The sequence below is a fragment of the Methylobacterium nodulans ORS 2060 genome (assembly GCF_000022085.1).
Taxonomy (GTDB): Bacteria; Pseudomonadota; Alphaproteobacteria; order Rhizobiales; family Beijerinckiaceae; genus Methylobacterium; species Methylobacterium nodulans.
In genome coordinates this window covers 5414415-5438118 of sequence record NC_011894.1, presented here as the reverse complement: position 1 = coordinate 5438118, position 23704 = coordinate 5414415, and the positions used below count along the sequence as shown (strand labels likewise).

20 protein-coding genes and 1 pseudogene are annotated in these 23704 nt (G+C 71.3%); 7 read left to right on the top strand and 14 right to left on the bottom strand.

The window, feature by feature from the left end; all coding sequences use genetic code 11:
• Positions 1-110: 110 nt before the first annotated feature.
• A complete protein-coding gene (locus MNOD_RS25355) occupies positions 111-1412 on the top strand; it encodes a glycosyltransferase (protein ID WP_015931812.1) in 1302 nt (433 codons plus the stop codon).
• Positions 1413-1436: 24 nt separating this feature from the next.
• On the opposite strand, the gene MNOD_RS25350 is transcribed toward MNOD_RS25355, so the two are convergent.
• Complete coding sequence (locus MNOD_RS25350) at positions 1437-3407, bottom strand: potassium transporter Kup (RefSeq protein ID WP_015931811.1); 1971 nt, start codon at positions 3405-3407, stop codon at positions 1437-1439.
• Positions 3408-3614: 207 nt separating this feature from the next.
• Entirely contained in the window at positions 3615-4901 is a 1287-nt protein-coding gene (ispG, locus tag MNOD_RS25345; RefSeq protein ID WP_015931810.1) for a flavodoxin-dependent (E)-4-hydroxy-3-methylbut-2-enyl-diphosphate synthase, read from the bottom strand.
• Positions 4902-5160: 259 nt separating this feature from the next.
• On the opposite strand from ispG, the gene MNOD_RS25340 reads away from it, so the two are divergent.
• On the top strand, positions 5161-6285 hold the full coding sequence (locus MNOD_RS25340; protein WP_157091546.1) for a patatin-like phospholipase family protein: 1125 nt from the start codon (positions 5161-5163) through the stop codon (positions 6283-6285).
• A gap of 143 nt (positions 6286-6428) precedes the next feature.
• On the opposite strand, the gene MNOD_RS25335 is transcribed toward MNOD_RS25340, so the two are convergent.
• Together MNOD_RS25335 and MNOD_RS25330 are read right to left on the bottom strand one after the other, a co-directional pair.
• Positions 6429-7079, bottom strand: a complete 651-nt coding sequence (locus MNOD_RS25335) for a class I SAM-dependent methyltransferase (RefSeq protein ID WP_015931808.1) — start codon at positions 7077-7079, stop codon at positions 6429-6431.
• A 64-nt stretch (positions 7080-7143) separates the two neighbouring features.
• Positions 7144-8283, bottom strand: a complete 1140-nt coding sequence (locus MNOD_RS25330; RefSeq protein ID WP_015931807.1) for a glycosyltransferase — start codon at positions 8281-8283, stop codon at positions 7144-7146.
• A 177-nt stretch (positions 8284-8460) separates the two neighbouring features.
• Between MNOD_RS25330 and MNOD_RS25325 the strand changes: the two genes are divergently transcribed.
• The gene (locus MNOD_RS25325; protein WP_015931806.1) at positions 8461-9651 is read left to right on the top strand and encodes a DNA topoisomerase IB; all 1191 of its coding nucleotides are present in this window, start codon (positions 8461-8463) and stop codon (positions 9649-9651) included.
• A gap of 62 nt (positions 9652-9713) precedes the next feature.
• On the opposite strand, the gene MNOD_RS25320 is transcribed toward MNOD_RS25325, so the two are convergent.
• From MNOD_RS25320 to MNOD_RS25295, 6 genes are all read right to left on the bottom strand, one after another.
• Complete coding sequence (locus MNOD_RS25320) at positions 9714-10403, bottom strand: response regulator transcription factor (RefSeq protein ID WP_015931805.1); 690 nt, start codon at positions 10401-10403, stop codon at positions 9714-9716.
• 517 nt (positions 10404-10920) lie between these two features.
• Positions 10921-11823: a GGDEF domain-containing response regulator gene (locus tag MNOD_RS25315; RefSeq protein WP_015931804.1), complete on the bottom strand. Its 903-nt coding sequence runs from the start codon at positions 11821-11823 to the stop codon at positions 10921-10923.
• 320 nt (positions 11824-12143) lie between these two features.
• Entirely contained in the window at positions 12144-13262 is a 1119-nt protein-coding gene (locus MNOD_RS25310) for an asparaginase (RefSeq protein ID WP_015931803.1), read from the bottom strand.
• A gap of 201 nt (positions 13263-13463) precedes the next feature.
• Positions 13464-14273, bottom strand: coding sequence for a hypothetical protein (locus MNOD_RS25305; protein ID WP_015931801.1), 810 nt, complete (start codon positions 14271-14273; stop codon positions 13464-13466).
• Positions 14274-14277: 4 nt separating this feature from the next.
• On the bottom strand, positions 14278-14958 hold the full coding sequence (locus MNOD_RS25300) for a DUF2848 domain-containing protein (RefSeq protein ID WP_015931800.1): 681 nt from the start codon (positions 14956-14958) through the stop codon (positions 14278-14280).
• 11 nt (positions 14959-14969) lie between these two features.
• A complete protein-coding gene (locus MNOD_RS25295) occupies positions 14970-16295 on the bottom strand; it encodes an MFS transporter (protein ID WP_015931799.1) in 1326 nt (441 codons plus the stop codon).
• A gap of 120 nt (positions 16296-16415) precedes the next feature.
• Between MNOD_RS25295 and MNOD_RS25290 the strand changes: the two genes are divergently transcribed.
• Positions 16416-17066, top strand: coding sequence for a GntR family transcriptional regulator (locus MNOD_RS25290; protein ID WP_015931798.1), 651 nt, complete (start codon positions 16416-16418; stop codon positions 17064-17066).
• 363 nt (positions 17067-17429) lie between these two features.
• Here MNOD_RS25290 and MNOD_RS25285 read toward each other — a convergent pair.
• Positions 17430-18411, bottom strand: a pseudogene (locus MNOD_RS25285) (IS110-like element ISMno29 family transposase).
• Between the two features lie 462 nt (positions 18412-18873).
• On the opposite strand from MNOD_RS25285, the gene dut reads away from it, so the two are divergent.
• From dut to MNOD_RS25270, 3 genes are all read left to right on the top strand, one after another.
• Positions 18874-19359 carry a dUTP diphosphatase gene (gene dut / locus MNOD_RS25280; RefSeq protein WP_015931796.1) on the top strand — a complete coding sequence of 162 codons (486 nt, stop codon included), beginning with the start codon at positions 18874-18876 and terminating at the stop codon, positions 19357-19359.
• A gap of 9 nt (positions 19360-19368) precedes the next feature.
• A complete protein-coding gene (locus MNOD_RS25275; protein WP_015931795.1) occupies positions 19369-19872 on the top strand; it encodes an RrF2 family transcriptional regulator in 504 nt (167 codons plus the stop codon).
• 97 nt (positions 19873-19969) lie between these two features.
• Positions 19970-21016 (top strand): HD-GYP domain-containing protein, encoded by a 1047-nt coding sequence (locus MNOD_RS25270; RefSeq protein WP_015931794.1) that lies wholly within the window; start codon positions 19970-19972, stop codon positions 21014-21016.
• 6 nt (positions 21017-21022) lie between these two features.
• Here MNOD_RS25270 and MNOD_RS25265 read toward each other — a convergent pair whose 3' ends face one another.
• The 3 genes from MNOD_RS25265 to argC all read right to left on the bottom strand — a co-directional run bounded on the left by MNOD_RS25265 (position 21023) and on the right by argC (position 23689).
• Positions 21023-22156: a M20 family metallopeptidase gene (locus MNOD_RS25265; protein ID WP_015931793.1), complete on the bottom strand. Its 1134-nt coding sequence runs from the start codon at positions 22154-22156 to the stop codon at positions 21023-21025.
• A gap of 104 nt (positions 22157-22260) precedes the next feature.
• Entirely contained in the window at positions 22261-22731 is a 471-nt protein-coding gene (locus MNOD_RS25260; RefSeq protein ID WP_015931792.1) for a nuclear transport factor 2 family protein, read from the bottom strand.
• Between the two features lie 10 nt (positions 22732-22741).
• A complete protein-coding gene (gene argC / locus MNOD_RS25255; protein WP_015931791.1) occupies positions 22742-23689 on the bottom strand; it encodes an N-acetyl-gamma-glutamyl-phosphate reductase in 948 nt (315 codons plus the stop codon).
• Positions 23690-23704 lie beyond the last annotated feature (15 nt).

Genomic DNA, 23704 nt, shown 5'->3' with positions numbered 1-23704 from the left:
TTGTGCGGCATGGCGGGAGCGCTGCCCGGCAATCCATCCCGGCCGGGGGCGATGGACCGGATCGGCACGATAGTCCCCGGCTCGCAGGCGAGGCCGGGGCGGAGGCGGCGATGAAACTGCTGCTGGCAGCCACCCCCCTGACCGGGCACGTCAATCCGCTGCTCGCCGTGGCGCAGGCCGCTTCGGAGCGCGGGGACGAGGTCGTGGTGACGACCTCGGAGGATTTCCGCCGAAAGGTCGAGGAAGCGGGCTTCCGCTGCCGTCCCTACGCGGACGATCACGGGCCCGAATACCGTGAGACCGCCCTGCCGCCCGGTCCGGAGCGTGGCCGCCGGGAGTTCGAGCGCCGGTTCATCGACGGCATGCCCCGGCAGGCCGAGCTGCTGCGCAGCCTGATCGCCGAGGAGCGCCCGGACGTGGTGGTGGCGGGCAGCATGTTCCTCGGCGTGCTGCCGCTCCTCCTCGACAGCCGCAAGCGGCCGCCGATCGTCACCGTGAACGTGAGCTTCCTGTTCCTCGACCGGCCGGATGGCGCACCCCTCGGCCCGGGGCTCCCGCCTGCCCGGGACGCGATCGAGCGGGCGCGCTACGCGGCCATCAAGGCCGAGGTCGATGCCGCCTTCACGGATCAGGTCCGGGCCTACACGGATGCGGTGCTGGCCCGTTCGGGTCTGCCCGGGCTGCCGGCCTCCCTGACGCAGGCGATCCTCACCCTGCCGGACGCCGTGGTGCAGCTCGGCGTCCCGGCTTTCGAATACGATTTCGCGCCGCTGCCGCCGCAGATCCGTTTCGTTGGTGCCTTGCCGCCGCCCGCTGTTTCCGGTCCGCGGCCCGGCTGGTGGGCCGACCTCGACCGCGCCCGCCGCATCGTGCTCGTCACCCAGGGCACCCTCGCGAATGCCGATTTCGGCGAACTCGTGGAGCCGACCTTCCAGGCGCTCGCCGATCGGGACGACGTGCTGGTCGTGGCGACGACCGGCGGCCGGCCTCTCGATGCGATCCGCTTTCCCGTGCCGGCGAATGGCCGGGTCGCGACCTTCCTGCCCTTCGGCGATCTGATGCCCCGGCTCGACGCGCTGGTGACCAACGGGGGCTACGGCACGGTGATCGCGGCGCTCCAGGCCGGGGTGCCGGTGGTGTCGGCCGGGCTCACCGAGGACAAGGCCGAGGTCGGCACGCGCGTCGGATGGTCGGGCGTCGGGATCAACCTCGCCGCGAACCGGCCGGACCCGCAGACCCTGCGCCGCAGCATCGATGCCGTGCTGGACGAGCCCGGCTACCGCGCCCGGGCGCAGGCGATGGCGGAGGAATTCGCCCGGCACGACACGCCGCGCGAGATTCTCTCCGTCATCGACGCCGTCCGCCAGATGCACCCGGCCGGGCGCCGTGATCCCAATGGCCCAAGCTGCTGACGCGTCGGGCCGTGCCTGTCCCCCCTACACCGTGACCTGCGTGCCCACCTCCACCACGCGCCCGGTCGGGATCTGGAAGAAGTCGGTGGCGTCGTTGGCGTTGCGGGCGAGCGCGATGAAGATGCGGTCCTGCCAGAGCGGCATGCCGGATTGCGCGGCCGGGCGGATGGAGCGGCGGGACAGGAAGAACGACGTCGCCATGATGTCGAACTTGAAGCCCTGCTTGCGCAGCAGTGCCAGCCCCTTCGGGATGTTCGGCGATTCCATGTAGCCGAACTTCATCACCACCCGCCAGAAATGCGGTCCGATCGGCTCGATGCGGATCCGGTCGGCGTCGTTGAGGCGCGGAAGGTCGATGGTCTTGACGGTGAGCACGACGTTCTTCTCGTGCAGCACCTTGTTGTGCTTCAGGTTGTGCAGCAGGGCGGCGGGCGCCGTCTCCGGATCGCTGGTCAGGAACACCGCCGTGCCCTTGACGTGGTGCGGCGGGCTCTTCTCCAGCATGCCGACGAGTTCCATCAGCGGCACGTCGGTCTTGCGGGTCTTGTTGAACAGGATGGTGACGCCGCGCACCCAGGTCCACATCAGGAGGATGAGCACGCTCGCGAGCATCAGCGGGACGTAGCCGCCCTCGAGCACCTTGAGCAGGTTCGAGACCAGGAACATCAGCTCGATGGCGATGAACGGCACCATGACGGCGCCGGCCGCGAGGGGCGACCAGTTCCAGTAGCGCCACAGCACCAGGAAGGCGAGGCTCGCGGTGATCAGCATCGTGCCGGTGACGGCGATGCCGTAGGCCGATGCGAGCCCGCTGGAGGAGCGGAACAGGAAGACCAGCACGACCACGCCGACGAGGAGCATCGTGTTGATCTGCGGCAGGAAGATCTGGCCGGAATGCGCCTCGGAGGTGTGGCGGATCTCTAGCCGCGGCAGGAGGCCGAGCTGCACCGCCTGCCGCGAGAGCGAATAGGCGCCCGTGATGACCGCCTGGCTCGCGATCACGGTCGCGGCAGTGGCCAGGATCACCATCGGCAGCAGCGCCCATTCGGGCACGAGCTGGAAGAACGGATCCGACGCGTCCGGATTGGTGAGGACCAGAGCCGCCTGCCCCAGATAGTTGACGGCGAGGGCGGGGCCAGCGACTGCGGTCCAGGCCACCTGGATCGGCCGGCGCCCGAAATGGCCGAGATCCGCGAACAGGGCCTCGGCGCCCGTCACCGCCAGAAACACGGCGCCGAGCACGATGAGCGCCCCTGCGCCGTGGCTGACGAGGTACTGGGCCGCATGCCAGGGATTGAGCGCGAGCAGCACGTCGGGCCGGCGCAGGATGTGCGGCACCGCCGCGATCGCCATGGCGAGGAACCACGCGAGCATGATCGGGCCGAAGAAGCTCGCCATCCGGCCCGTGCCCCGGCTCTGCACCAGGAAGAGCGGCACGATGATCGCGATGGTGATCGGCAGGACGTAGTGCTCGAAGGCCGGCGTGACGAGCTTGAGCCCCTCCACGGCCGAGAGCACCGAGATCGCCGGCGTGATGATGGCGTCGCCGTAGAAGAGCGCGGCCCCGAAGAGGCCGAGCATGAACACCGTGCGGGAGCCGCCGAGCGCCTTGCGGGCAAGCGCCATGAGCGAGAGGATGCCGCCCTCGCCCTTGTTGTCCATGTGCAGCAGCAGCAGGACGTACTTGATCGTCACGATCAGGATCAGCGCCCAGAGGAGGAGCGAGACGGTGCCGAGCACCTCCTCCTCAGTCAGCACGCCGTCGGCGCGTCCGGGGCCCAGGGCCTCGCGAAACGCGTAGAGCGGGCTCGTGCCGATATCGCCGTAGACGACGCCGATCGAGCCGACGAACAGCGTCCAGAATTTCGCGTGAGTCCCTGCATGCCCCTCCGGCTCGTCGACGCTGCCGGCCGGGGTCGGCGGGCCGCCGCTCGGCGGGGTGAGGGTTTCGGGCGGGGCGCTGGTCCCGCTCGCGGGTGCGGCTGACTGTGTCATGGCTGATCGAGAATGCGCCCGCAGGCGGAGCGGGCCGCCGGGCGAGGTGCTGGACCATTCGGCGGCGCGAAGCCTTGAAGGCCGGGCGATCCCCGCGCAGACGATCCCCGCGGCCGGCCTCGATTGAGGCGGGACTGTAGCACGCGGCCTCGCGCGTGCAAGGACGAACGCCCCGCCCGGTGCGACCGAGGGGCGAGGCCGCGCAAGTTACTCGGCCGCGTTGCGCCGGCCCTGACCGAAGCGGCGCTCGATGTAGTCGATGACGATGGCCTCGAAATCCTTGGCGAGGGTGGCCCCCCTCAACGTCAACGCCTTCTTGCCATCGATGAAGACTGGCGCGGAGGGGCTCTCCCCGGTGCCGGGCAACGAGATGCCGATATCGGCGTGCTTCGATTCGCCCGGGCCGTTCACGATGCAGCCCATCACCGCGACGTTGAGGGTCTCGACGCCCGGATAGGTCTTGCGCCATTCCGGCATCGAGGTGGCGATCCAGTTCTGGATGTCGCGGGCGAGTTCCTGGAACACCGTCGAGGTGGTGCGGCCGCAGCCGGGGCAGGCCGCGACGAGGGGCACGAAGGTGCGGAAGCCCATCGTCTGGAGCAGCTCCTGGGCGGCCTTCACCTCCACGGTGCGGTCGCCGCCGGGCTCCGGTGTCAGCGAGTAGCGAATCGTGTCGCCGATCCCCTCCTGCAGGAGGACGCCCATCGCGGCGGAGGCCGCCACGACGCCCTTGGTGCCCATGCCGGCCTCGGTGAGGCCGAGATGGATGGCGTAGTCCGAGCGGCGCGCCACCTCGCGGTAGACGGCGATCAGGTCCTGCACCGCCGAGACTTTGGCGGAGAGCACGATGCGGTCCTTGGGCAGGCCGATCTCGACCGCCCGGTCGGCGGAGAGGAGGGCGGACTGCACCATCGCCTCGCGCATGACCGCGCGGGCGTCGCGCGGGCGCTCGCTGCGGGCGTTCTCGTCCATCAGGCGGGTGAGCAGGGCCTCGTCGAGGGAGCCCCAGTTGGCGCCGATGCGCACCGCCTTGCCGTGGCGAGCCGCCATCTCGACGATGGTGGAGAACTGGAGATCCTTCTTCTCCTTGAAGCCGACATTGCCCGGATTGATGCGGTACTTCGCCAGGGCTTCGGCGCAGGCCGGATGGTCGGACAGGAGCTTGTGGCCGATATAGTGGAAGTCGCCGACGAGCGGCACGTGGACGCCGACGCGGTCCAGGCGCTCGCGGATCTTCGGCACGGAAGCCGCGGCCTCGTCCCGGTCGACCGTGATGCGGACGATCTCGGAGCCGGCACGGGCGAGGGCGGCGACCTGCGCCACCGTGGCATCGACATCCGCCGTGTCGGTGTTCGTCATCGACTGGACGACGATCGGCGCGCCGCCGCCGATGGTGACGGCGCCCTCGCCCTCGCCGATCCGCACACCGACGGTGCCGTGCCGGGGCGCGGGGCCGGCGATCTCGGGCGCCGCGGGAGCTTCCATGGCTTGCATCGGATCCCTCGTGCCGGGCGGTTCGCGCCTCGGCGTGAAACGTTTAGCTGATCCTGCGCGCGTCCGGCGTCAAGTCTGTGACGCCACACACGCCCGGACCCGCGCGGCGGCGACCGCGCGCAGGGTGAAGAGCCGAGACGGCCCGGTGCTTCATGGCCCATCGCCCCGGATCTGTCGAGGCGGGGCGGGCGGCGGAGGGTTGCGTCTCCTGTGCGACGCACCATCTCATCTTGCAATGCAGCAATTTCCCCGGTCGGCCATGACTGACTCGCCCGACAGAACCCGCCCCGCCATTCCCGCCGATCCGATCGGCTTTGAGGCCTTGCGCGGCTCCTCGCCCCGGACCTCCGCCTCCGCAGGTCCCGCCCGCGGCCTCGTCGGGCCGAAGGCCGAGAAGAGCGTCGCCCTCGCGCTGCAGGGCGGGGGCGCGCACGGCGCCTTCACCTGGGGCGTCCTCGACGCGCTGATCGAGGACGGCCGGCTCGCCTTCGAGGCGATCACGGGCGCGAGCGCAGGCGCGATGAACGCGGTGGTGATGACCCACGGCTGGCTCAAGGGCGGGCCCGAGGGCGCGCGGGCACAGCTCGAATCCTTCTGGAAGGAGGTCAGCATCGACGGCGACCTGCCGCGCACGCAGCAGACCGTCTTCGACGGCGTGCTGCGCTTGTGGAAGCGCACGCCCTTGGCCGAGGTCTGGGGGATGCTCGCGAGCCCCTATGCGACGAATCCCCTCAACTTCAACCCGCTCAAGCGCGCGCTGACCGATACGGTGGATTTCGAGGCCCTGCGGGCCGCCGACACGGCGCCCCTGTTCATCTCGGCGACGAATGTCTGGACGGGCAAGATCGCAGTGTTCGAGGGCAAGGACCTCACGCCCGACCACGTCATGGCCTCGGCCTGCCTGCCGACCGTCTTTCAGGCCGTGGAGATCGACGGCGTGCCCTACTGGGACGGCGGCTATCTCGGCAACCCGCCGCTCTATCCCCTGTATCACGCGGCCGAGACCCGGGACATTCTGCTCATCCAGATCAACCCGGTCGAGCGGCGGCAGACGCCGCGCACGCCCCAGGAGATCCGCGACCGGCTCAACGAGATCACCTTCAACGGCAATCTGCTGCGGGAATTGCGCGGCATCGACTTCGTGCAGGAGCTGATCGAGCAGGGCGCGCTGGCGCCGGAGGGCTACCGGCCCCTGCGGCTCCACCGCATCGACGGCTGCGGCGCCCTCGACGACTATGAGGCGTCGACCAAACTGAAGCCGCAATGGCCGTTCTTCCTGCGCCTGCGGGATGCGGGGCGCGAGGCGGCGCAGGCCTGGCTGGCGGAGCATTTCGACGCGGTGGGACGCGAGAGCACGCTCGACCTGCGCGAGATGTACGGCTGAGCCGCACCCCGCCTGGGGCATCCGGATTCCGGTTGATTGCTTTGCCATGCGGATGTCGGCTTCGCTCAAGCCCGCTCGGAACTCTGCTCCGCGCCGCGTGGGCTTGCGGAGACGGTCTTCGAACAGATCGTCCGGGAACCGTCTCATCCCTTGAACCGCCAGACGCCGGTGCGCTTGATCTCCGCATCCTCGAGCGCCCGGGTGACAGGCACCGTATAGGCGGCGAGGCTCTCCAGCCGCTCCTTCGGCAGGTAGGCGCGGCCGGGATCGCCGATCAGCACCTGGGCGCCGCGGGCCTGCAGGCGGCTCAGCCAGTCGCCGACGCGGGCGGCGAGGTCGCGCTCGTAGAAGATGTCCGCGGCCAGCACGCAATCCCAGCCGTCGTCGCGGCCGATGAGGTCGCCGGCGAGCGGCCGGATGCGGTCGCCGACGCCGTTCTCGGCCGCGTTGAGGCCAATCGCCGCGAGCGCGAAGGAATCGAGGTCGCTGGCCTCCACCCGGGCGGCCCCGCGCAGGGCCGCCGCGATGGCGACGAGGCCCGAGCCGGAGGCGAAATCGAGCACGCGGGCACCCGCCACGGTCTCCGGATGGTCGAGGACGAAGCGGGCGAGCCCCTGGCCGCCAGCCCAGGCGAAGGCCCAGAACGGGGGCGGCAGGCCGATCTCGCCCAGCTCCTCCTCGGTGCGGCTCCACAGCTCGGTGGCCTCGTCGGCGACGTGGAGGCGGATCTCCGGCGCGTGCGGCACCGGGCGCAGACGCGTATTGGCCTGGATGAAGGCGAGCGGCTCGATCACGATCCGACTCCCGGGATTCCAAAGGGCCTCGAGGCCCTTTGGCGGGTCCGGGCGGAGCCCGGAATCATGCCAGCATCTCCGCATGGAGGCGGGCGACCGCGCCGGCGACCGCCTCCTCGGTGAAGCCGCCCTCCAGGATGCGCCGCCGGGCGGCCGCTCCCATGGAGGCGACGAGGGCCGGATCCGCGGCGAGGCGGGCGAGCGCGGCGGCGAGCGCAGGCGGATCGTCCGGCGGAACCACCAGCCCCTCGACGCCGTCCCGCACCAGGCTGCGGCAGCCCGGCACGGCGGTGGTGAGGAGGGCCCGGCCGCAGGCCGCCCCTTCGAGGAGCGTGCGGGGCAGGCCCTCGCCGCCGCGCGAGGGCAGGCAGGCGACGTGCGAGGCGGCATGGATCGCCGCCACGTCCGCGGTCGGCCCGTGCCACGCGACCCCGTCGCGGGACCAGTCGCGCAGGGTCGCTTCGGGAATGGCGCGGCGATTCGACGGATCGGGCGCGCCGTAGAGCCCGAGCTCGACCGGGGCCCCGCCCGCCCGCGCGAGGCGCACGGCCGCGACGGCCGTGTCGACGCCCTTCGACCAGAGCATGCGGGCGACGAGGGCGACGCGGAGCGGGGGCTGCGGGGGGAGAGGGGCGGGAACCCAGATTGCGGGGTCGATGCCGGCCCCGCCGACGATGGTAACGCGCGCCTCCGCGGGATCGAGCCCCAGGAGCGCGGCATCGTCCGGGTTCTCGAACAGGTAGCGGGTGCGGGCGGTCTCCAGCGGCCCGCGGATCAGGTGCCGCAGGGCCGTGCGCGCGAGCCGACCGGCCCGATCCTGCCGGGCGCCGACGAGGCCGAGGCCGGTGAGCGCATAGACCCGCCGCGGGATTCCCGCGAGGGCGGCGGCAGCGCCGCCGACCAGGATGCCGCGCAGGGCGATGCAGTGGACGAGGTCGGCCCGCAGGGCCTTGAGGATCGCGGCGAGCTGTCCGGCGGCATAGCCCGCCGCCATGGGGTTGAGGCTCGACCGCTCCGCGTCGAGGGCGACGACACGCGCGCCGGTGGCCTCGATCGCCTCCCGGTGGGCGCGCACCCGCGTCACGACCGCGACGTCATGGCCGGCCACAACCGCGGCGTGGGCCATCGGCAGGAAGTGCGAGGCGAAGAACCAATCCTCCGTGACGACGAAGGCGATGGTTTTTCGGCCGTGCTGCGCCGTCACGCGGATCTCCGTGCTTTACGTCGCCGGACGCTTAAGCAGACTTGGCGGGGCAAGCCAACACGCCGCGCGGCAGGGGCGCGGTCGCGGCGGAGATCCAGAAGCAGAGGCCAGGAACCCACGGCGGCACGCTCCAGTTGAGCAGAGTCCCGAGGCGTCCCACCGTCGAAGAGGCCCTGCATGCTGTCGGATCCCGCGAAGGCGGAAGGCGCGCCGGAGGATCGCGGCGACACCCGCGACGCCGCCCGCGAGGCGGGCCTGCGCTATGTGAGCGACGAGGAGCCGGGCTACCGGCGCAAGCGCAACGGGCGCGGCTTCCGCTACATCGATCCGGACGGCCGGCCGGTGAAGGACGAGGCGGTGCTCAAGCGCATCAAGGCGCTGGCGATCCCGCCGGCCTACACGGAGGTCTGGATCTGCCAGCATGCCAACGGCCACATCCAGGCGACGGGGCGCGACGAGCGCGGGCGCAAGCAGTACCGCTACCACCCGCAGTTCCGCGAGGTGCGGGAATCGACGAAATTCGCCCACATGATGGCCTTCGCGGAGGCGCTGCCGGCCTTGCGCGCCACGGTGCAGGAGCACATGAGCCTGCGCGGCCTGCCGCGCGAGAAGGTGCTGGCCACCGTGGTCCACCTGCTGGAGACCACGCTGATCCGGGTCGGCAACGACGATTACGCCCGCTCGAACCGCAGCTACGGTCTCACCACCCTGCGCGACCCGCACGTGACGGTGGAGGGCGCGGCGCTGAAGTTCCGGTTCAAGGGCAAGAGCGGCAAGGTCTGGCAGCTCTCGGTCCGCGACCGGCGCGTGGCCAGGATCGTCAAGGCCTGCCAGGATCTGCCCGGCCAGGAGCTGTTCCAGTACCTCGACGAGGACGGGGTGCAGCGCGACGTCACCTCGGCGGACGTGAACGCCTATCTGCGCGAGATCTCCGGGCGCGACATCACCGCCAAGGATTTCCGCACCTGGTCCGGCACGGTGCTGGCGGCGCTCGCCTTGCAGGAATTCGAGGTCTTCGACAGCCAGGCGGCGGCCAAGCGCAACATCCGCAGCGCCATCGAGCGGGTGGCCGAGCGGCTCGGCAACACGCCGACGATCTGCCGCAAGTGCTACGTCCACCCCGAGATCCTGGGCTGCTACCTCGAAGGCAAGCTCCTGCTCCAGATCCGGGACGAGGTGCAGGCGGAGCTGCGCGAGGACATCCACCGGCTGCGGCCGGAGGAGACCGCGGTGCTCGCCCTGCTGCAGGCCCGGCTCGCCGGCTCGGCGGTGGAGGTCGAGCCCGCCTCCGCGTCCGGCCGCAGCCGCAAGACGGCCAGGGGTGCCGCCAAGCCCCGTGGGCGGTCCGCCTCCCGGCGGGCGGCCTGACGGGGCGGCAAGGCGGGACGGGATCAAGGCCCGCACGGGCTTAAAGCCCGCTGGCGCCCCCCTCAGTGGGGGGGCGCCGCGTGGCTCTGGTGGCGGGGGTTGCGGATCGAGCCGGTCGGGCGATGGGAGGCCGGTTCGGTATCGAAGACGGGGGCCAGGCCCATCTGCCGGGCGAGCTGCACGAGGTCCTTGAGGCGCCCGGTCTTGGTCTTGCGGCGCAGGTTGAGCCGGTGCGTCTCGACGGTGCGGACGCTGACGGTGAGGCGGCGCGCCACCTCCTTGTTGCTGAAGCCGGCGCTGAGAAAGCGCAGCACCTCGGCCTCGCGGGGCGTGAGGCCGAGGCTCGCCGCCACGTCCTCCTGCCCGGTCAGGTCGGGCGTCCCGCCGCCGAGCGGGAGGCCGCGGGCGAGGGCGAGGATCGCCGCGCAGACCTCGCGCGGGGCCGCGGTCCGGGCCACGAAGGCGTCGGCTCCCGCCTCGGCGAGGCGGGCGAGCGCCGCGGCGTCGGCCGCCAGGAAGGCCACCAGCACCTTCAGGCGCGGGTGACGCTCGCGCAGGGCGGCGATCGCGCTCGCCCCGCGCTCCGGCGCGAAGACCAGCGCCACGCCGTCGAGGGGCGCTCCTTCAAGCCCAGCGCGCAGGTCCGTCTCGTCCACGGTGCGCAGGTCCGGATGGTGCTCCAGCGTCGCCCGGAAGACTGCCCCGAGATCCGGCGGCTCATCAATGATCAGCACTCTCACGGCGTCACTCATGCCGTTCTGCCTCCGTCTCGGCGCGGGACACGCGCCAGGGTTGACGGAGCGTGATGATCAAGCGGCGTTCCAGGAGCTGAATCTCTCCGTGGACCGCACTGAGATTACAGGGAAATTTCCCGTCGTTAAGGTTGACCGGGGGCTGGCAGAGCTTCGGGTTCGGCGTGAATCGGCCGGATTCGTCCCGACACGCGGGACATCTGCATCTGGTGATTGTGCCGGATCTGGACAGTCCGTCCCGCCGCCGCGATGCCATAGGACAGAGGGGTGGGGCTGCGCCATCGCGGCCGTCTACCGAGACGCCGAGCGCCCGTCGGATGCTCCAATCCGCATCCGAGCGTGGTTATACCAACGGCCCGAGAGGCTGCCGCATCGGGCCGCCGAGCCGGTATGAGTTTGCCACCGGCTGCGCTGACCCTGACGGATGAAGCCGGCTGACCGAGCGCTTCCTTCTGGGGCAGCCCCACCGGCCCTCATGCTGAGGTGCAGGGTGGTTTCCACTCACGTCAGTTTCTATTCAGCCCGCCCGGGCGAGGATGAGGTCCGCGAATGCGGAGACCACACGGTTGCGCCCGATCGATTTCGCTTCGTAGAGGGCGATGTCCGCCCGCTTGTGGAGGCTCGCCACCGTCTCGCCCTCGGACCACGCGCTCACGCCGAAGCTGCAGGTGAGCTGGACCGGGCCGCGGGCGCCCTTGAAGCGCAGATGGGTGCAGCGCAGGCGTATACGGTTGGCCGCGGCCTCCGCCTCTTCCAGCGTCCGTCCGGGCAGGGCAATGCCGAATTCCTCACCGCCCAGCCGTCCGACGATGCCGTCCGGGATCTCGCAGAGCGCCTGCGCGACGCCCTGGATGGCGAGGTCGCCGACGTCGTGGCCGTTCTCGTCGTTGATCCGCTTGAAGTGGTCGATGTCGGCCAGGACCAGGCCGAGGCGGCCGTGATCGCCCGCGCGCTCGGCGGCATCCGTCACGCGCTGGAGGAAGGCGCGGCGGTTGAGGAGGCCCGAGAGCATATCGGTCTCCGCGAGGCGGATCAGCTCGCGCTGCATCCGGGTCATGCGGTCGGCGGCCCGCAGGCGGGCATAGAGCTCCTCGGCGCCCGGGGGCTTGTCGATGAAATCGTCCGAGCCGCTGTCGAGCGCCTCCGCGAGATTGCGGGCGTTGCGGGCCGACGACATGGTGATGATGTAGAGCGGCCGGTGTGCATCCGCGAGGAGGCGGGCGGACCAGCACAGTTCGAGCCCGCTCAGAGGCCGGACCTCAAGGCTGGTGATCAGCGCCGTCACCGACCTATGGGTGGTGATGTAGTCGAGCGCCTCCCGCGAATCCGTGAAGGTGTTCACGATGTAGCCGCGAGGGTCGAGAAGCGAGCTGATCACCTTCAGCACGACCCGGCTCGGATCGACCACGACGATGTGCATGACGTCCCCTGAGCGAAGCCCGGCCCGGCGCGACGATGGTCCGCCGCGCCAGCGGCTGTCCGAGGACGACGTTTCGCGCAAGCCGATTAACGCCGCCTCAAGACGATGCCTCGCAGACGGCGTGACGCCGCCCCCGCATGGCCCGATCTCGATGCCTTGTCCGGTCGCGCCGGATCGGGGAAGGTCTGCGGGACTTTGCGTCACATGCGCTTGCACGCCGGATCGGCATCCACGTCGAAGCAGAGCGCTCCGGCTTGTTCTTGTGGTGCGGGTTCTCGCCGGAGCGCCGTGGCGAACCGATCCGGGATCTGCTCGGACGCTCAGTATTCCCAGAAGATGCGCTGCAGCTCCTTGGTGTCATTCGTCTGCGTCAGCGCGACCGCGGTCAGGATCTTGGCCTTCTGCGGATTGAGGTCGTGGGCAACGACCCAGTCGTACTTGTCGTCGGGCTGCTCGGCGTTGCGCAGCACGAAGCCGTCGCCGACGCGCGAGGAGCGGATGATCAGCGTGCCCTTCGACCGCAGGTCCTTGAGCGTGTCGACGAGGTAGCCCGCCACCGAGCCGTTGCCGGTGCCCGCATGGATGATCGCCTTGGCGCCGGCCTCGACGGCGGCGGCGTAGGGCGTCGGGCTCATGTTGCCGGAGCCGTACACGATGGCGACCTCGGGCAGCGCGTCGATCTTCTCGATGTCGAACTCCGACGCCGTGCCGTGGCGCTTCACCGGCGCGCGGAAGAAGTAGGTCTTGCCCTCGACCACCATCCCGAGCGGGCCCCACTGGCTGAAGAAGGCGCTCGGCTTGATGTTGACGCGCTTCGTCACGTCGCGCCCGGCCTGGATCTCGTCGTTCATGGTCACGAGCACGCCCTTGCCGCGGGCCTCCGGGCTCGACGCGGTGACGACCGCATCCGTGAGGTTGAGGGCGCCGTCCGCCGAGAGCGCCGTCGAGGGCCGCATCGCGCCCACCACCACGATCGGCTTGTCGCTCTTCACCACGAGGTCGAGGAAGAAGGCCGTCTCCTCCAGCGTGTCGGTGCCGTGGGTGATGACGACGCCGTCGACGTCATCCTGCTTCAGCAGTTGGGAGACGCGCTTGCCGAGCGTGACGAGCTGCGCGTTGGTGAAGCTCTCCGAGGCGATCTGGAAGACCTGCTCGCCGCGGACATTCGCGACCTGCCCCAGGGTCGGCACGGAGGCGATCAGCTTGTCCACCGGCACCTTGGCGGCCTGATAGGTGGCGCTTTGACTGACATCCGCGCCGGCACCCGCGATGGTGCCGCCGGTGGCCAGGATCACCACGTTCGCCTTGCGGGTGGCGACGGCGCCCGGCTGGGGCGCTTCGAGGGCCGCGGCAGGCCGCTGGCCGGCGAGCGGCAGGGCCGTGGCGAGAAGGAGCGCGGCGAGGCGCAGATGCGGGCGGCGGGGCAGGGCGTAGGGCATCGGAGAGCTTCCGTGAGGGATTCGGGAGCGGCCATGAAACGCAGCCGCGCCACCATAGCAGCCGCCTCGCTCTGCGGAAGCCGGTTCAGGTGAGGCCGGCATCGATGCCGGCCCCGATGGAGCCCGCGCGTATCGGCGCGGGCGCAACGCCGCACAGGTGGTGTTCGCAGCCGGCGCGGAGGCGGTGCGGGGAGCCGCGGCTCACGGCGTGTCCTCCACGGGGCGCGGGGGCGTCAGGTGATTCGCCGCCAGGATGGCGAGGTTCCAGGTGACGGTGACGAGGAGGGCGAGCGGCAGGCCGATCGCCGGTCCGAGCGGTCCGACCGTCAGCGCAAGCAGGGTCAGGGCGGCCACGAAGCCGAGCATCCCGGGCAGGCTCAGGATCAGCACCGTCGCGGCGGCCTGTCCGCCGAGCTGGGGATGCAGGATCACCGCCAGGCTCACCATGACGACGGGGGCGAGCGCGAGGGTTCCGGCGAGGCCCGGTCCGGCCACCCGGCCGGCGACGACGACGACCGCCACGAGCAGCATGACGATGCCGGCGCGAATCGCGACGTCGCGCTGGCGGCCCCGCCGCTGCGGCACCTTTCCGTGGGGGCGGATCGCCCGCCCCGCCGCCATGCAGGCGAGGAGCACGAGCGTGGCCAGGCTCGCCGCCGCCGCAAGACCCGGCGCGAGGTGGCGCAGGATGGGCGCCGCCGCGCCCCAGACGAGGAGCGCTGCGGCGAGGCTCGGGACCGGGCCGCGGCGGCGCGCGAGGGCGGCGTAGACCAGGATGAACAGGCCCGTCGCGGCGGCGGCCGGCAGGCTCGCCACCGCGCTCTCGCGCACGAAGTCCGGCCCATGCTCCAGGGCCAGGAACAGGTAGGCGGGGCCGGCCGAGAGCGGCAGGGTTGCGATCATCGCCCCGACGAGGGGGCTCGCGCGCTCCACCGCCCGGGACGCGATCACCACCACGGCCGCGCTCGCCGCCATCTTGGCGGCGAGCGTCGCCCAGAACAGCTCCGGCACGGCGTCAGGAGACCACCGGCAGCACCACGACGTCGTAGGCGTGGGTCAGGCGCCGGCCCAGGACCGGATCCTCGAGCTCCATCTCGAAGCGCGAGGCCGGGCGGATGCCGCCGATCGCCCCCAGGGTGCCGCCGAACAGCACCGTGCCGGGGGCCAGATCCGGCCCGTCCGGGTTGCGGGCCATCAGGTCGCGCGGCGTGCGCAGGGCCGCGAGCCGGCCCTCCTGATAGAGCTGCCGCTCGCCCCCGATGGTGGCAAAGGAGCGCAGGATCAGCGCATCCCAGTGCGGCTCGACCTCGTCCAGCCGCCACAATTCGGTGCCGATCGGCTTGCCGCAGAGCTGCTTGGACAGGGCGATGCCGATCGTCTCGGCCTTGCGGTCGGTGTGGTCGGAGCCGAGCCCCAGCCAGAGCCCGTCGGCGAGCGAGACCACCACCGGCTCGGCCTCGCCCGACGTGTCCGGCCCGAGCACGCTCAGGCGCGGGGCCTGGGTCAGGGTCTCGGCCGCGACCCGGTAGTAGACCGGCACCGAGGAGGGCCGCGGCACCCCGATCGCGGCCAGTTCCTCGATGTGGTGGCGGATCGCCGCCTCGTCCCGGCCGGCCCAGCCGCCGATCACCAGGGCCTGCGGCGTCAGTGCGATCCGGTCCTCGCGCCCCCCGGCGCTGCGGCGGAAGGTCAGCATGGGCGAACTCCTCAGGGTGCTGCGGGCGCGAGCGCGGCGCCGGAACTCTCGCGCCAGCGCGCGAAACCGAAGACCAGGATTGCGGCCAGGAATTCGAGGCCGGCGACGAAGTAGAGGCCGTTCGTCGAGGCGCCGGTCAGGGTCGTCGACAGGCCCACCATGTAGGGCGCGACGAAGCCCGCGAGGTTGCCGATCGAGTTGATCGCCGCGATGGCGCCCGCCGCCGCGGTGCCGGCCAGGAAGGTCTGCGGCAGCGACCAGAACACCGGGAAGGCCGCCAGGATGCCGATCGCCGCCACCGTGAGGGCGGTCAGAGCCAGGGAGGCCTGCCCGATGAGCGCGCCGGTCGCGGCGAGGCCCGCGGCCGCCACCAGGCTCGCGGCGGCGCAGTGCAGGCGCCGCTCCCGGCTGCGGTCGGAATGGGTGCCGTTCCAGACCATCGCGATCGTGCCGGCGACGAAGGGCACCGCCGCCAGGAACCCGATCGCGATCGGATCGCGCACGCCGATCTCCTTGATGATCGAGGGCGTCCAGAACGCGATCGTGGCGTTGCCGCTGACGATGCAGAAGTAGATCAGGGCGCAGAGCCACACCCGGCCGTCCCGCAGGGCGGCCCGGAAGCTCGCCTCCTTGCCGGCGGCCCGGCTCTCGGCTGCGACGCGCGCGCTCATGGCGGCGGCGATGCGGTCGCTGAGCCAGCGGGCCTTCTCGGGCCGGTCCGGCAGCAGGGCGAGCACCGCGAGGCCGGCGACCACCGAGGGAATGCCTTCGAGGATGAACAGCCACTGCCAGTTGGCGAGCCCGGCCACGCCCCCCATGGTGCCCATGATCAGTCCGGCGATCGGCCCGCCCACGATACCGGCGATCGCGAAGGAGGTCATGAACAGCCCGTTGATGCGCGAGCGCCGGGCGCTCGGGAACCAGTAGGTCAGGTAGAGGACGACGCCCGGGAAGAAGCCCGCCTCGAACACGCCGAGGAGGAAACGCACGGCGTAGAACGCCCATTCGCTGCGCACGAAGGCGAGGCTCATCGAGGCGAGGCCCCACAGGATGGTGATCCGCGCCAGCGTCTTGCGGGCGCCGATGCGCTCCAGGAGCAGGTTGCTCGGCACCTCGAACAGGAAGTAGCCGACGAAGAAAATCCCGGCGCCGAAGCCGTAGACCGCCTCGCTGAACTGCAGATCCGACAGCATCTGGAGCTTGGCGAAGCCCACGTTCACCCGGTCGATCCAGGCCAGGATGAACAGGAAGACCAGGAAGGGGATCAGCCGAAGGGTCGCTTGGCGATAGCCCTCCTCCAGCTCGGCCGTGCTGACGTCGTGTTCCACCCGCTGCATCGCGCTTCTCCTGCGGCCAAGACGTGGCCTTGCGGCGTTTGCCCTCGCAAGTACCATGCCTGTGAAATTTCACAAGCTGTGGTAAGCCGGCTCCGGCAGTGCTGCGGAGCGGCGAGGCGGATGAGAGCGGGCGAGCACCCTTCGATCTCGGAGAACGAGCGGGCCTACCGGCGTCTGAAGAGCGACATCCTGGCGCTTCGCCTCAAGCCGGGCGACGCGCTGAGCGAGGCGGCCCTCTGTGCCGAACTCGACATCGGCCGCACGCCCGTGAACAAGGCACTGCATCGGCTGATGCACGAGGGACTGGTGCAGATCCTGCCCCGCAAGGGCGTGCTGGTTCAGCCCCTGTCGATGGACGAGTTCACGCAGCTCATCGAGGTGCGCCGCCTCACGGAGCCGGCCTGCGCCGCCCGCGCGGCGGCGCGGATCGGCGAAGCGGATCTCGGGCGGCTCGATACGCTGCTCGACGCGCTGCCGGCCGGCCCGCTCGCCGATCTCGATCCGATCATCGAGGCCGACCGCCGCTTCCATGCGGTCATCGCGCAGGCGAGCGGCAACCGCGTGCTCGCCGAGATCCTCGACGGGCTGCACGGGCGCTCGGTGCGGTTCTGGGCCCTGTCCCTCGCGACCGGCCACCATCTGGCGGAGGTGGCCGAGGAGCATGAGGCGATCCGCCGAGCCCTGCGCCGCCGCTCCCCGGAGGAAGCCGCGGCCGCGATGACGGCCCATATCGATTCCTTCGCCCGGACGCTGGCCTCGCGGCTCGGATGAGTCGCCACCGGCTGCGCTGACCCTGACGGATGAAGCCGGCTGACCGACACTTCCTTCCGTGGCAGCCAACCCCGCTCCTCCTGCTGAGGTGCAGGCGATCGAAGATCGCGCAGGCTGCCTCGAAGCATGCCTGACCGCTGATCTGAGACGCGGGTGGCCGGGATCACCGGTCCGGGGTGCTTCGAGGCTCCTTCGGAGCACCTCAGCATGAGGAGTGGGTCGGCTTCCACGCACCTCAGTTTCGCTCGAGACCTCAGTTTCGCTTGAGACCGCGTCGGCCCAGGCGAGGATGTCCGCTCCGCCCTTTCTCGGATCTTCTTCCGCTGGCGCTGCAGTCGTCCGGGAAAGCATCTGTGTTTGGCGTCAAGCCTGTTGGGGCTGATTTGGCGTCCAGAGGCGGTCCTGAGCGATGAGGCTGTTGGCCAGCACGGCGAGCTTGCGGGCCACGGCGATGATGGCGCACTTTGGCTTCTTGCCGTTGGCGATCAGGCGTTCGTGGAAGGCTTTCAGGCCGGCGTTGTGGCGGGCGGCCGAGAGCGCCGCGAGGTAGAGGACGCGGCGCACGGGCGGGCGGCCGCCCCCAGATGACCCGCACGCCCTGGCGCGCGCCGGAATCGTCGGCGACCGGCGCCAGGCCCGCCAGCAGGCCGATCTGCCGGCTGCTGCAGGTGCCCAGCTCGGCCAGGCTGGCCACCAGGGTGGCCGCGATCGTGTCCCCGATCGAGGGGATCGAGACCAGGATGGCATGCCGCCGGGCCAGTCCGGGATCGGCCGCGATGAGCCGGCGGATCTCGCCGGCAAGGGCCTCGATGTCCGCGGCGATCCTGGCCAGACGGTCCTGGAGCTGGCGGATCAGGAACGGGCTTGCGGCCGCGGCCAGCTGGTTCTTGAGGGCGGTTTGTTCGGCCACGGCGCTGTCGCGGGCCGCGACCAGTTCCTGGAGCGCTTCGAGCGCGTCCGAGGCCGGCGGGCGCTGCGGGGGGGCCATCACCGCGGCAAACTGCGCCAGCACGCGGGCATCGAGCCGATCGGTCTTGGCCCAGATGCCTTGCGCCTTGGCGAACATGCGCACCCGAAACGGATCGACGACGGCGACCGGCAGGCCCGAGGCATGCAGGCTGCGGCGGGTCTGGCGGTGCCACTTGCCGGTGGCCTCGACCACGACCAGCCCCAGAGCAAAGCGCCCAAGCCAGCGCTTGAGCTGCCGGATGCCGACCTCGGTATTGGCGAACCGCTGGGCTTGGCCGGAGGGGAGGACGTGGACGTCGAGCCAGCTCTTGCTGACGTCGATCCCCACGCTAGACTTGCCCGCGGTCTCTTGTTTGGACACTTCCTTGCCTTGCATACGGGACTTGCTCCCCAGCATCTGTTCAGGACAAGAGCCAGAGGGCGGCCGGATCCTGCTTTCCCACGGTGCCAATCCTAGAGGGAGATCGATCCCGGCCGCCCGCGTCGCGGCCGGTGGCCACCGGCCGCGACGCACCTCACAGCTTGGTGCGCTGGTCGGCCCGTCAAACATGCAAGAGGGAGGGGGCGGAGACCCTGTGATCGCTCTGCGAACGGAGCGTTCGCAGAGCGTCTCATCGAGCCCGCCGGGTGTAGCCGCCGGCCCCCGCTCCGGGGCATAAGGTGCTCTCCTCGGGCGGGGTTCGTTCCGGCTGGGCCGGACCCCGCTCCAGATGATTGATCATGCCGCATTCTCTGCGACGAACCGGGATCCGATTCGTCGGATGATGCGCGAGCGCGAGGGATCGTCCATGCCCGATCTGCCCTTTCGTCGAGGCTCCCGGATCGGGGCGCGGCGCGCATGAGGGCGGACGACCTCGCCGTCGAGGTTCGCATCCTCGACCCGCGCCTGCCCGGCTGGGGCTTCCCGCGCTGGGGCTCGGCGCTCGCCGCCGGGCTCGATCTCCATGCCTGCCTGGACGCGCCGCTCGCCCTCGCGCCGCAGGCCGCGCCGGCCCTGGTGCCCGCGGGCTTCGCGGTCGCGATCCGGGATCCGGGCTGGTGCGCCCTCGTGTTCCCGCGCTCCGGTCTCGGCCACCGCGAGGGGCTCGTCCTCGGCAACACGGTCGGGGTGATCGACGCCGATTACGAAGGGCCGCTGATGCTCTCCGTCTGGAACCGCAACCCGCCGGGATCCGGCTCCGCCCTCACGATCGCGCCCGGCGAGCGCATCGCGCAACTCGTCTTCACCCGCGTGACCCGCCCGGGGCTGCGCGTCGTCGAGAGCTTCTCGGGCGAGGCGGCGGTGCGGGGGGCGGGCGGGTTCGGTTCGACCGGCCTTCGCTGAGGGGAGGGGATGGCGCAATCCTCGTCCAGGGCCCGCACGGCCCGGCCCGAGACCGAGATGCCCGAGGCCCGTCCGGCCTTGGCGCCGCCGCGTCTCGCCCTCGCGGTGGCGGCGGTGATCGACATCGCGCTCCACGCGCGGCCCCAGCCCGTGAGCGCCAAGGCGCTGGCCGCGCGCCACGGATTGCCTCCGCGCCACCTCGAGACCGTGCTGCAGGCGCTGGTGCGCCACGGATTGCTGAAAGGTCTGCGCGGCCCGCATGGCGGGTACGAACTCGCCCGCGAGCGGCGGCGCATCAGCGCGGGCGACGTCGCCCGGGCCGTGCTGAGCCTCGAAGGCCCGGAGCCGGACAAGCCCGCCGTCGCGGCGGCCCTCGTCGATCCGTTGCTCGCCGCGGCGGGGCAGGCCTTTCTCGCCACCCTCGATGCCGTCACTGTGGAGGATCTGTGCCGTCAGGCCGAAGCGGCCCGGATCTTCCCGCATGATCCGCGGGCCGGAGACTTCGCGATCTGATCGCCGGTACATTTTCTTTAAAGAACGGTTCAGCAAACCCCGCGACAGTGGCGCCATGCCGCCGGACCGGATGGGTCGGGCACGAGATTCGACGCGCATGATTCCAGCCGCCGATCCCTCCGTCGTCATCGTCACGGCCCGGCCGGACCCGACCCCGCTCGCGCGGATCTTCTCGCCGGCCTTTCCGACCCTGGTGCTGAGGAATACCGAGGCCGCCCGCGACGCGCTCGGCCGGCAGGCGGCGGATCTCGTGATGATCGAGGACGCGGCGGATCTCGACGGGATCGGCCTCGTGGGCGAGCTGCGCCGGCTGCCGCACCTTGCGCAAACCTCGCTCATGGTGCTGGCGAGCGGCGATCCGGCCGCGACGCGCCGCCGGGCCCTGGAGGCGGGCGCCACCGACGTGGTGCTGCCGCCCCTCGACGGTCTCGACCTGCAGATCCGCGCCCGCAACCTGATCGCGCTCGCGCGGGCGCAGGGGGTGGCGGCGCAGGCCGACGGGCTTGCCCGCGAGATGCAGCGGGTGAGCGTCGAGAGCGCGCGGCGCGAGCGGGAGATCATCCAGCGGCTCATGCTGGCGGCCGAGTTCCGCGACGACCAGGCGGGGGACCACCTGACTCGGGTGGCGGGCTGCGTCATCGCCATCGCGGACGGACTCGGCCTGCCGGAGGAGGAGGCGAACGACATCGCCCTCGCCTCGACCATGCACGACATCGGCAAGATCGGCGTCGCCGACGCGATCCTGCGCAAGCCCGGCCCGCTCACCGAGGAAGAGCGGGCCGAGATGATGCAGCACGCCATGCGCGGCTACCGCATGCTGAGCGACAGCCCCTCGCGGCTCTTACGGCTCGCGGCCGAGATCGCCCTCACGCACCACGAGCGCTGGGACGGGACCGGCTATCCGCGCGGCCTCAAGGGCGAGGCGATCCCGCTGCCCGGCCGCATCACCGCGGTGGCCGACGTCTTCGATGCGCTGATCTCGGCGCGGGTCTACAAGCCCGGCTGGCCGCTCGACCGCGCCCGCCGCTTCCTGGAGGAGCAGGCGGGCTCGCATTTCGATCCGGCCTGCGTGCAGGCCTTCCTGTCGCGTTGGGACGACGTCGTCGCGCTCGTGGAGGACCACCCGGCGAACCGGGCGGCCTGATCCGCCCTACAGAGTCTCCAGCAGCCGCTGCATCAGCCGGGTGCGGGGCGCGATCGACGGGATCAGGCCGTATTCGCGCAGCGTATGGGCGCCGTCCCCGTCGATGCCGAGGCCGTCGAGGGTGGGGATGCCGAGCGCGGCCGTGAAGTTGCCGTCCGAGCCGCCGCCCGTGAGCGGCACCTCGCCGAGGGAGAGGCCGAGTTCGGCCTCGGCGAGCCGGCGGGCATGGTCGTAGAGGCGGCCGGTCGTCTCGGAGCGGGGATAGGGCGGGCGGTTCATGCCGCCGGTCACGGTCACGGAGAAGTCCGGTGCGGCGCGAAGGCCGAGGATGCGGGCCTCGCAGGCATGCCCGTCCTCCTCCGTCACTGCCCGCAGATCGACGGTGAAGCGGCAATGCTGCGGGATCACGTTCTCGGCGGTTCCGCCCTGTATGCGCCCGACCGTCGTGGTGATGCCGCGCGCGTAATCCGTCATGCCCTCGATCTCGAGGATGAGGCGGGCCGCTTCCCGGATGGCGTTGCGCCCGTCCGCGTGGCGGCTGCCGGCATGGGCCGGACGGCCCTCCACATGGACGTCGAAGCGGCCGACGCCCTTGCGGCCCGTCACCACCTTGCCGCCGTCGCGGGCGGGTTCGGTCACGAGCACCGCGGCGGCCTGCCGCCCGAGATCCTCGATCAGGCCCCGGGTCGTCGGCGAGCCGATCTCCTCGTCGCTGGTGAACAGGAAGACCAGGGGCCGCTCCGCCGCGCCGCCCTTTGCAGCCGCGACGAAGCCCTGCAGGGCGAGCCACGCCCCGCCCTTCATGTCGTAGACGCCCGGCCCGTAGAGCCGGTCGTCCTCGACCCGCACCGGCAGGTCCGCATCGAGCGTGCCGAGCGGATGCACCGTATCGAGATGCGACAGCACGAGCAGCGACGGCCCGGACCGGTGCGGGCCGGCCCGCAGGATCAGGCTGTCGCCGAGCCCGTCCCGGCCGCCGATCCGTTCCCAGGGAATGCCGGCCCCGTCGGCCTCGGCCGCGACGAGATCCATCATCCGGTTGACGCCCGCCGCGTCGTCGGTGGGGCTCTCGACGGCAAGCCAGCGCCCGATGGCGGCGACGGCTTCCTCGGGCGACGGGAAGGCGGATGCGATGCTCATGCGCGGGGCTCCTCGGAGGCGAAAGCCTGCCCATCCCGCGATGGCGCGCTCGCCGCAAGAGGCGATCTGGCGCAGAGGCCGACCGGGAGCACCTCCCCGGAGGATCAGAGGCCGAGGTCGCTCAGGCCCGGATGCCCCTCCGGCCGCGGTCCGAGCGGCCAGTGGAACTTGCGGTCGGTCTCGCGGATCGGGACATCGTTGATCGAGGCCTCCCGCCGCCGCATCAGGCCGCTGTCGTCGAACTCCCACTGCTCGTTGCCGTGGGAGCGGAACCAGTTCCCGGAATCGTCATGCCACTCGTAGGCGAAGCGCACGGCGATGCGGTTCTGGTGGAAGGCCCAGACCTCCTTGATCAGGCGATAGTCGAGTTCGCGCGCCCATTTGCGTTCGAGGAAGGCCACGATCGCCTCGCGCCCGGAGAAGAACTCCGCGCGGTTGCGCCAGCGGCTGTCCGGCGTGTAGGCGAGCGAGACCCGCACCGGGTCGCGGTGGTTCCAGGCATCCTCCGCCGCGCGGGCCTTCCGGGCGGCGGTCTCGGCCGTGTAGGGCGGGAAGGGCGGCCGGCTCTCCGACATCGCCACCTCCTCAGGCGAGATCGAGCATCAGGCGCAGATTCTGCACCGCCGCACCCGAGGCGCCCTTGCCGAGATTGTCGAGCCGCGCGACCAGCACGGCTTGGGCCTGCGCGTCCGAGCCGAACACCCGCAGCTCCAGCCGGTCGGTGTCGTTGAGCGCCTCCGGCTCGATGCGCTCGCGATGCGCGCCGTCCTCGGCGCCCGGCACCACGCGCACGAGTTCCTCGCCCGCATAGCGCGCCTGGAGCGCCGCTTCGAGGTCGCCTGCCGTGGGGCGGCCCGGCAGGGCATCGAGGTGGAGCGGGATCGACACCAGCATCCCCTGCCGGAAATTGCCGACCGAGGGAATGAAGATCGGCCGCCGGGTGAGGCGGCTGTAGGTCTGCGTCTCCGGCAGGTGCTTGTGGGCGAAGCCGAGGCCGTAGAGCTCGAAGGCCGGGGCGGTGCCGGCCTCGTAGGCCTCGATCATCTTGCGCCCGCCGCCGCTATAGCCGCTGACCGCGTTGATGCTTACGGGGAAGTCGGCCGGGATCAGCCCCGCATCGACGAGCGGCCGCAGGAGCGCGATCGCCCCGGTCGGATAGCAGCCCGGATTGGCGACGCGCCGCGCGGCGCGCAGGGCCGCGCGCTGGTCCGGCGTCATCTCGGCAAAGCCGTAGGTCCAGCCCGGGGCGACCCGGTGGGCCGTGCTCGCATCGAGGATGCGCGGGCCGCCGCCCGGCAGCCCGTCGGCCATCGCGACCGTCTCCCTGGCCGCGTCGTCGGGCAGGCAGAGGACCACGAGGTCGACCTCGGCCAAGAGCGTGCGCTTGGCCGCCGGATCCTTGCGCTGCTCGTGCGGGATCGAGCGCAGCGCGATGTCGTCGAAGGCCTCCAGGCGCTCGCGGATGCCGAGGCCGGTCGTGCCGGCCTCGCCGTCGATGAAGACGCTGGGGCGCTGCAGGGGAGTGCGGCTCATGGGTGGCTCCGCGCG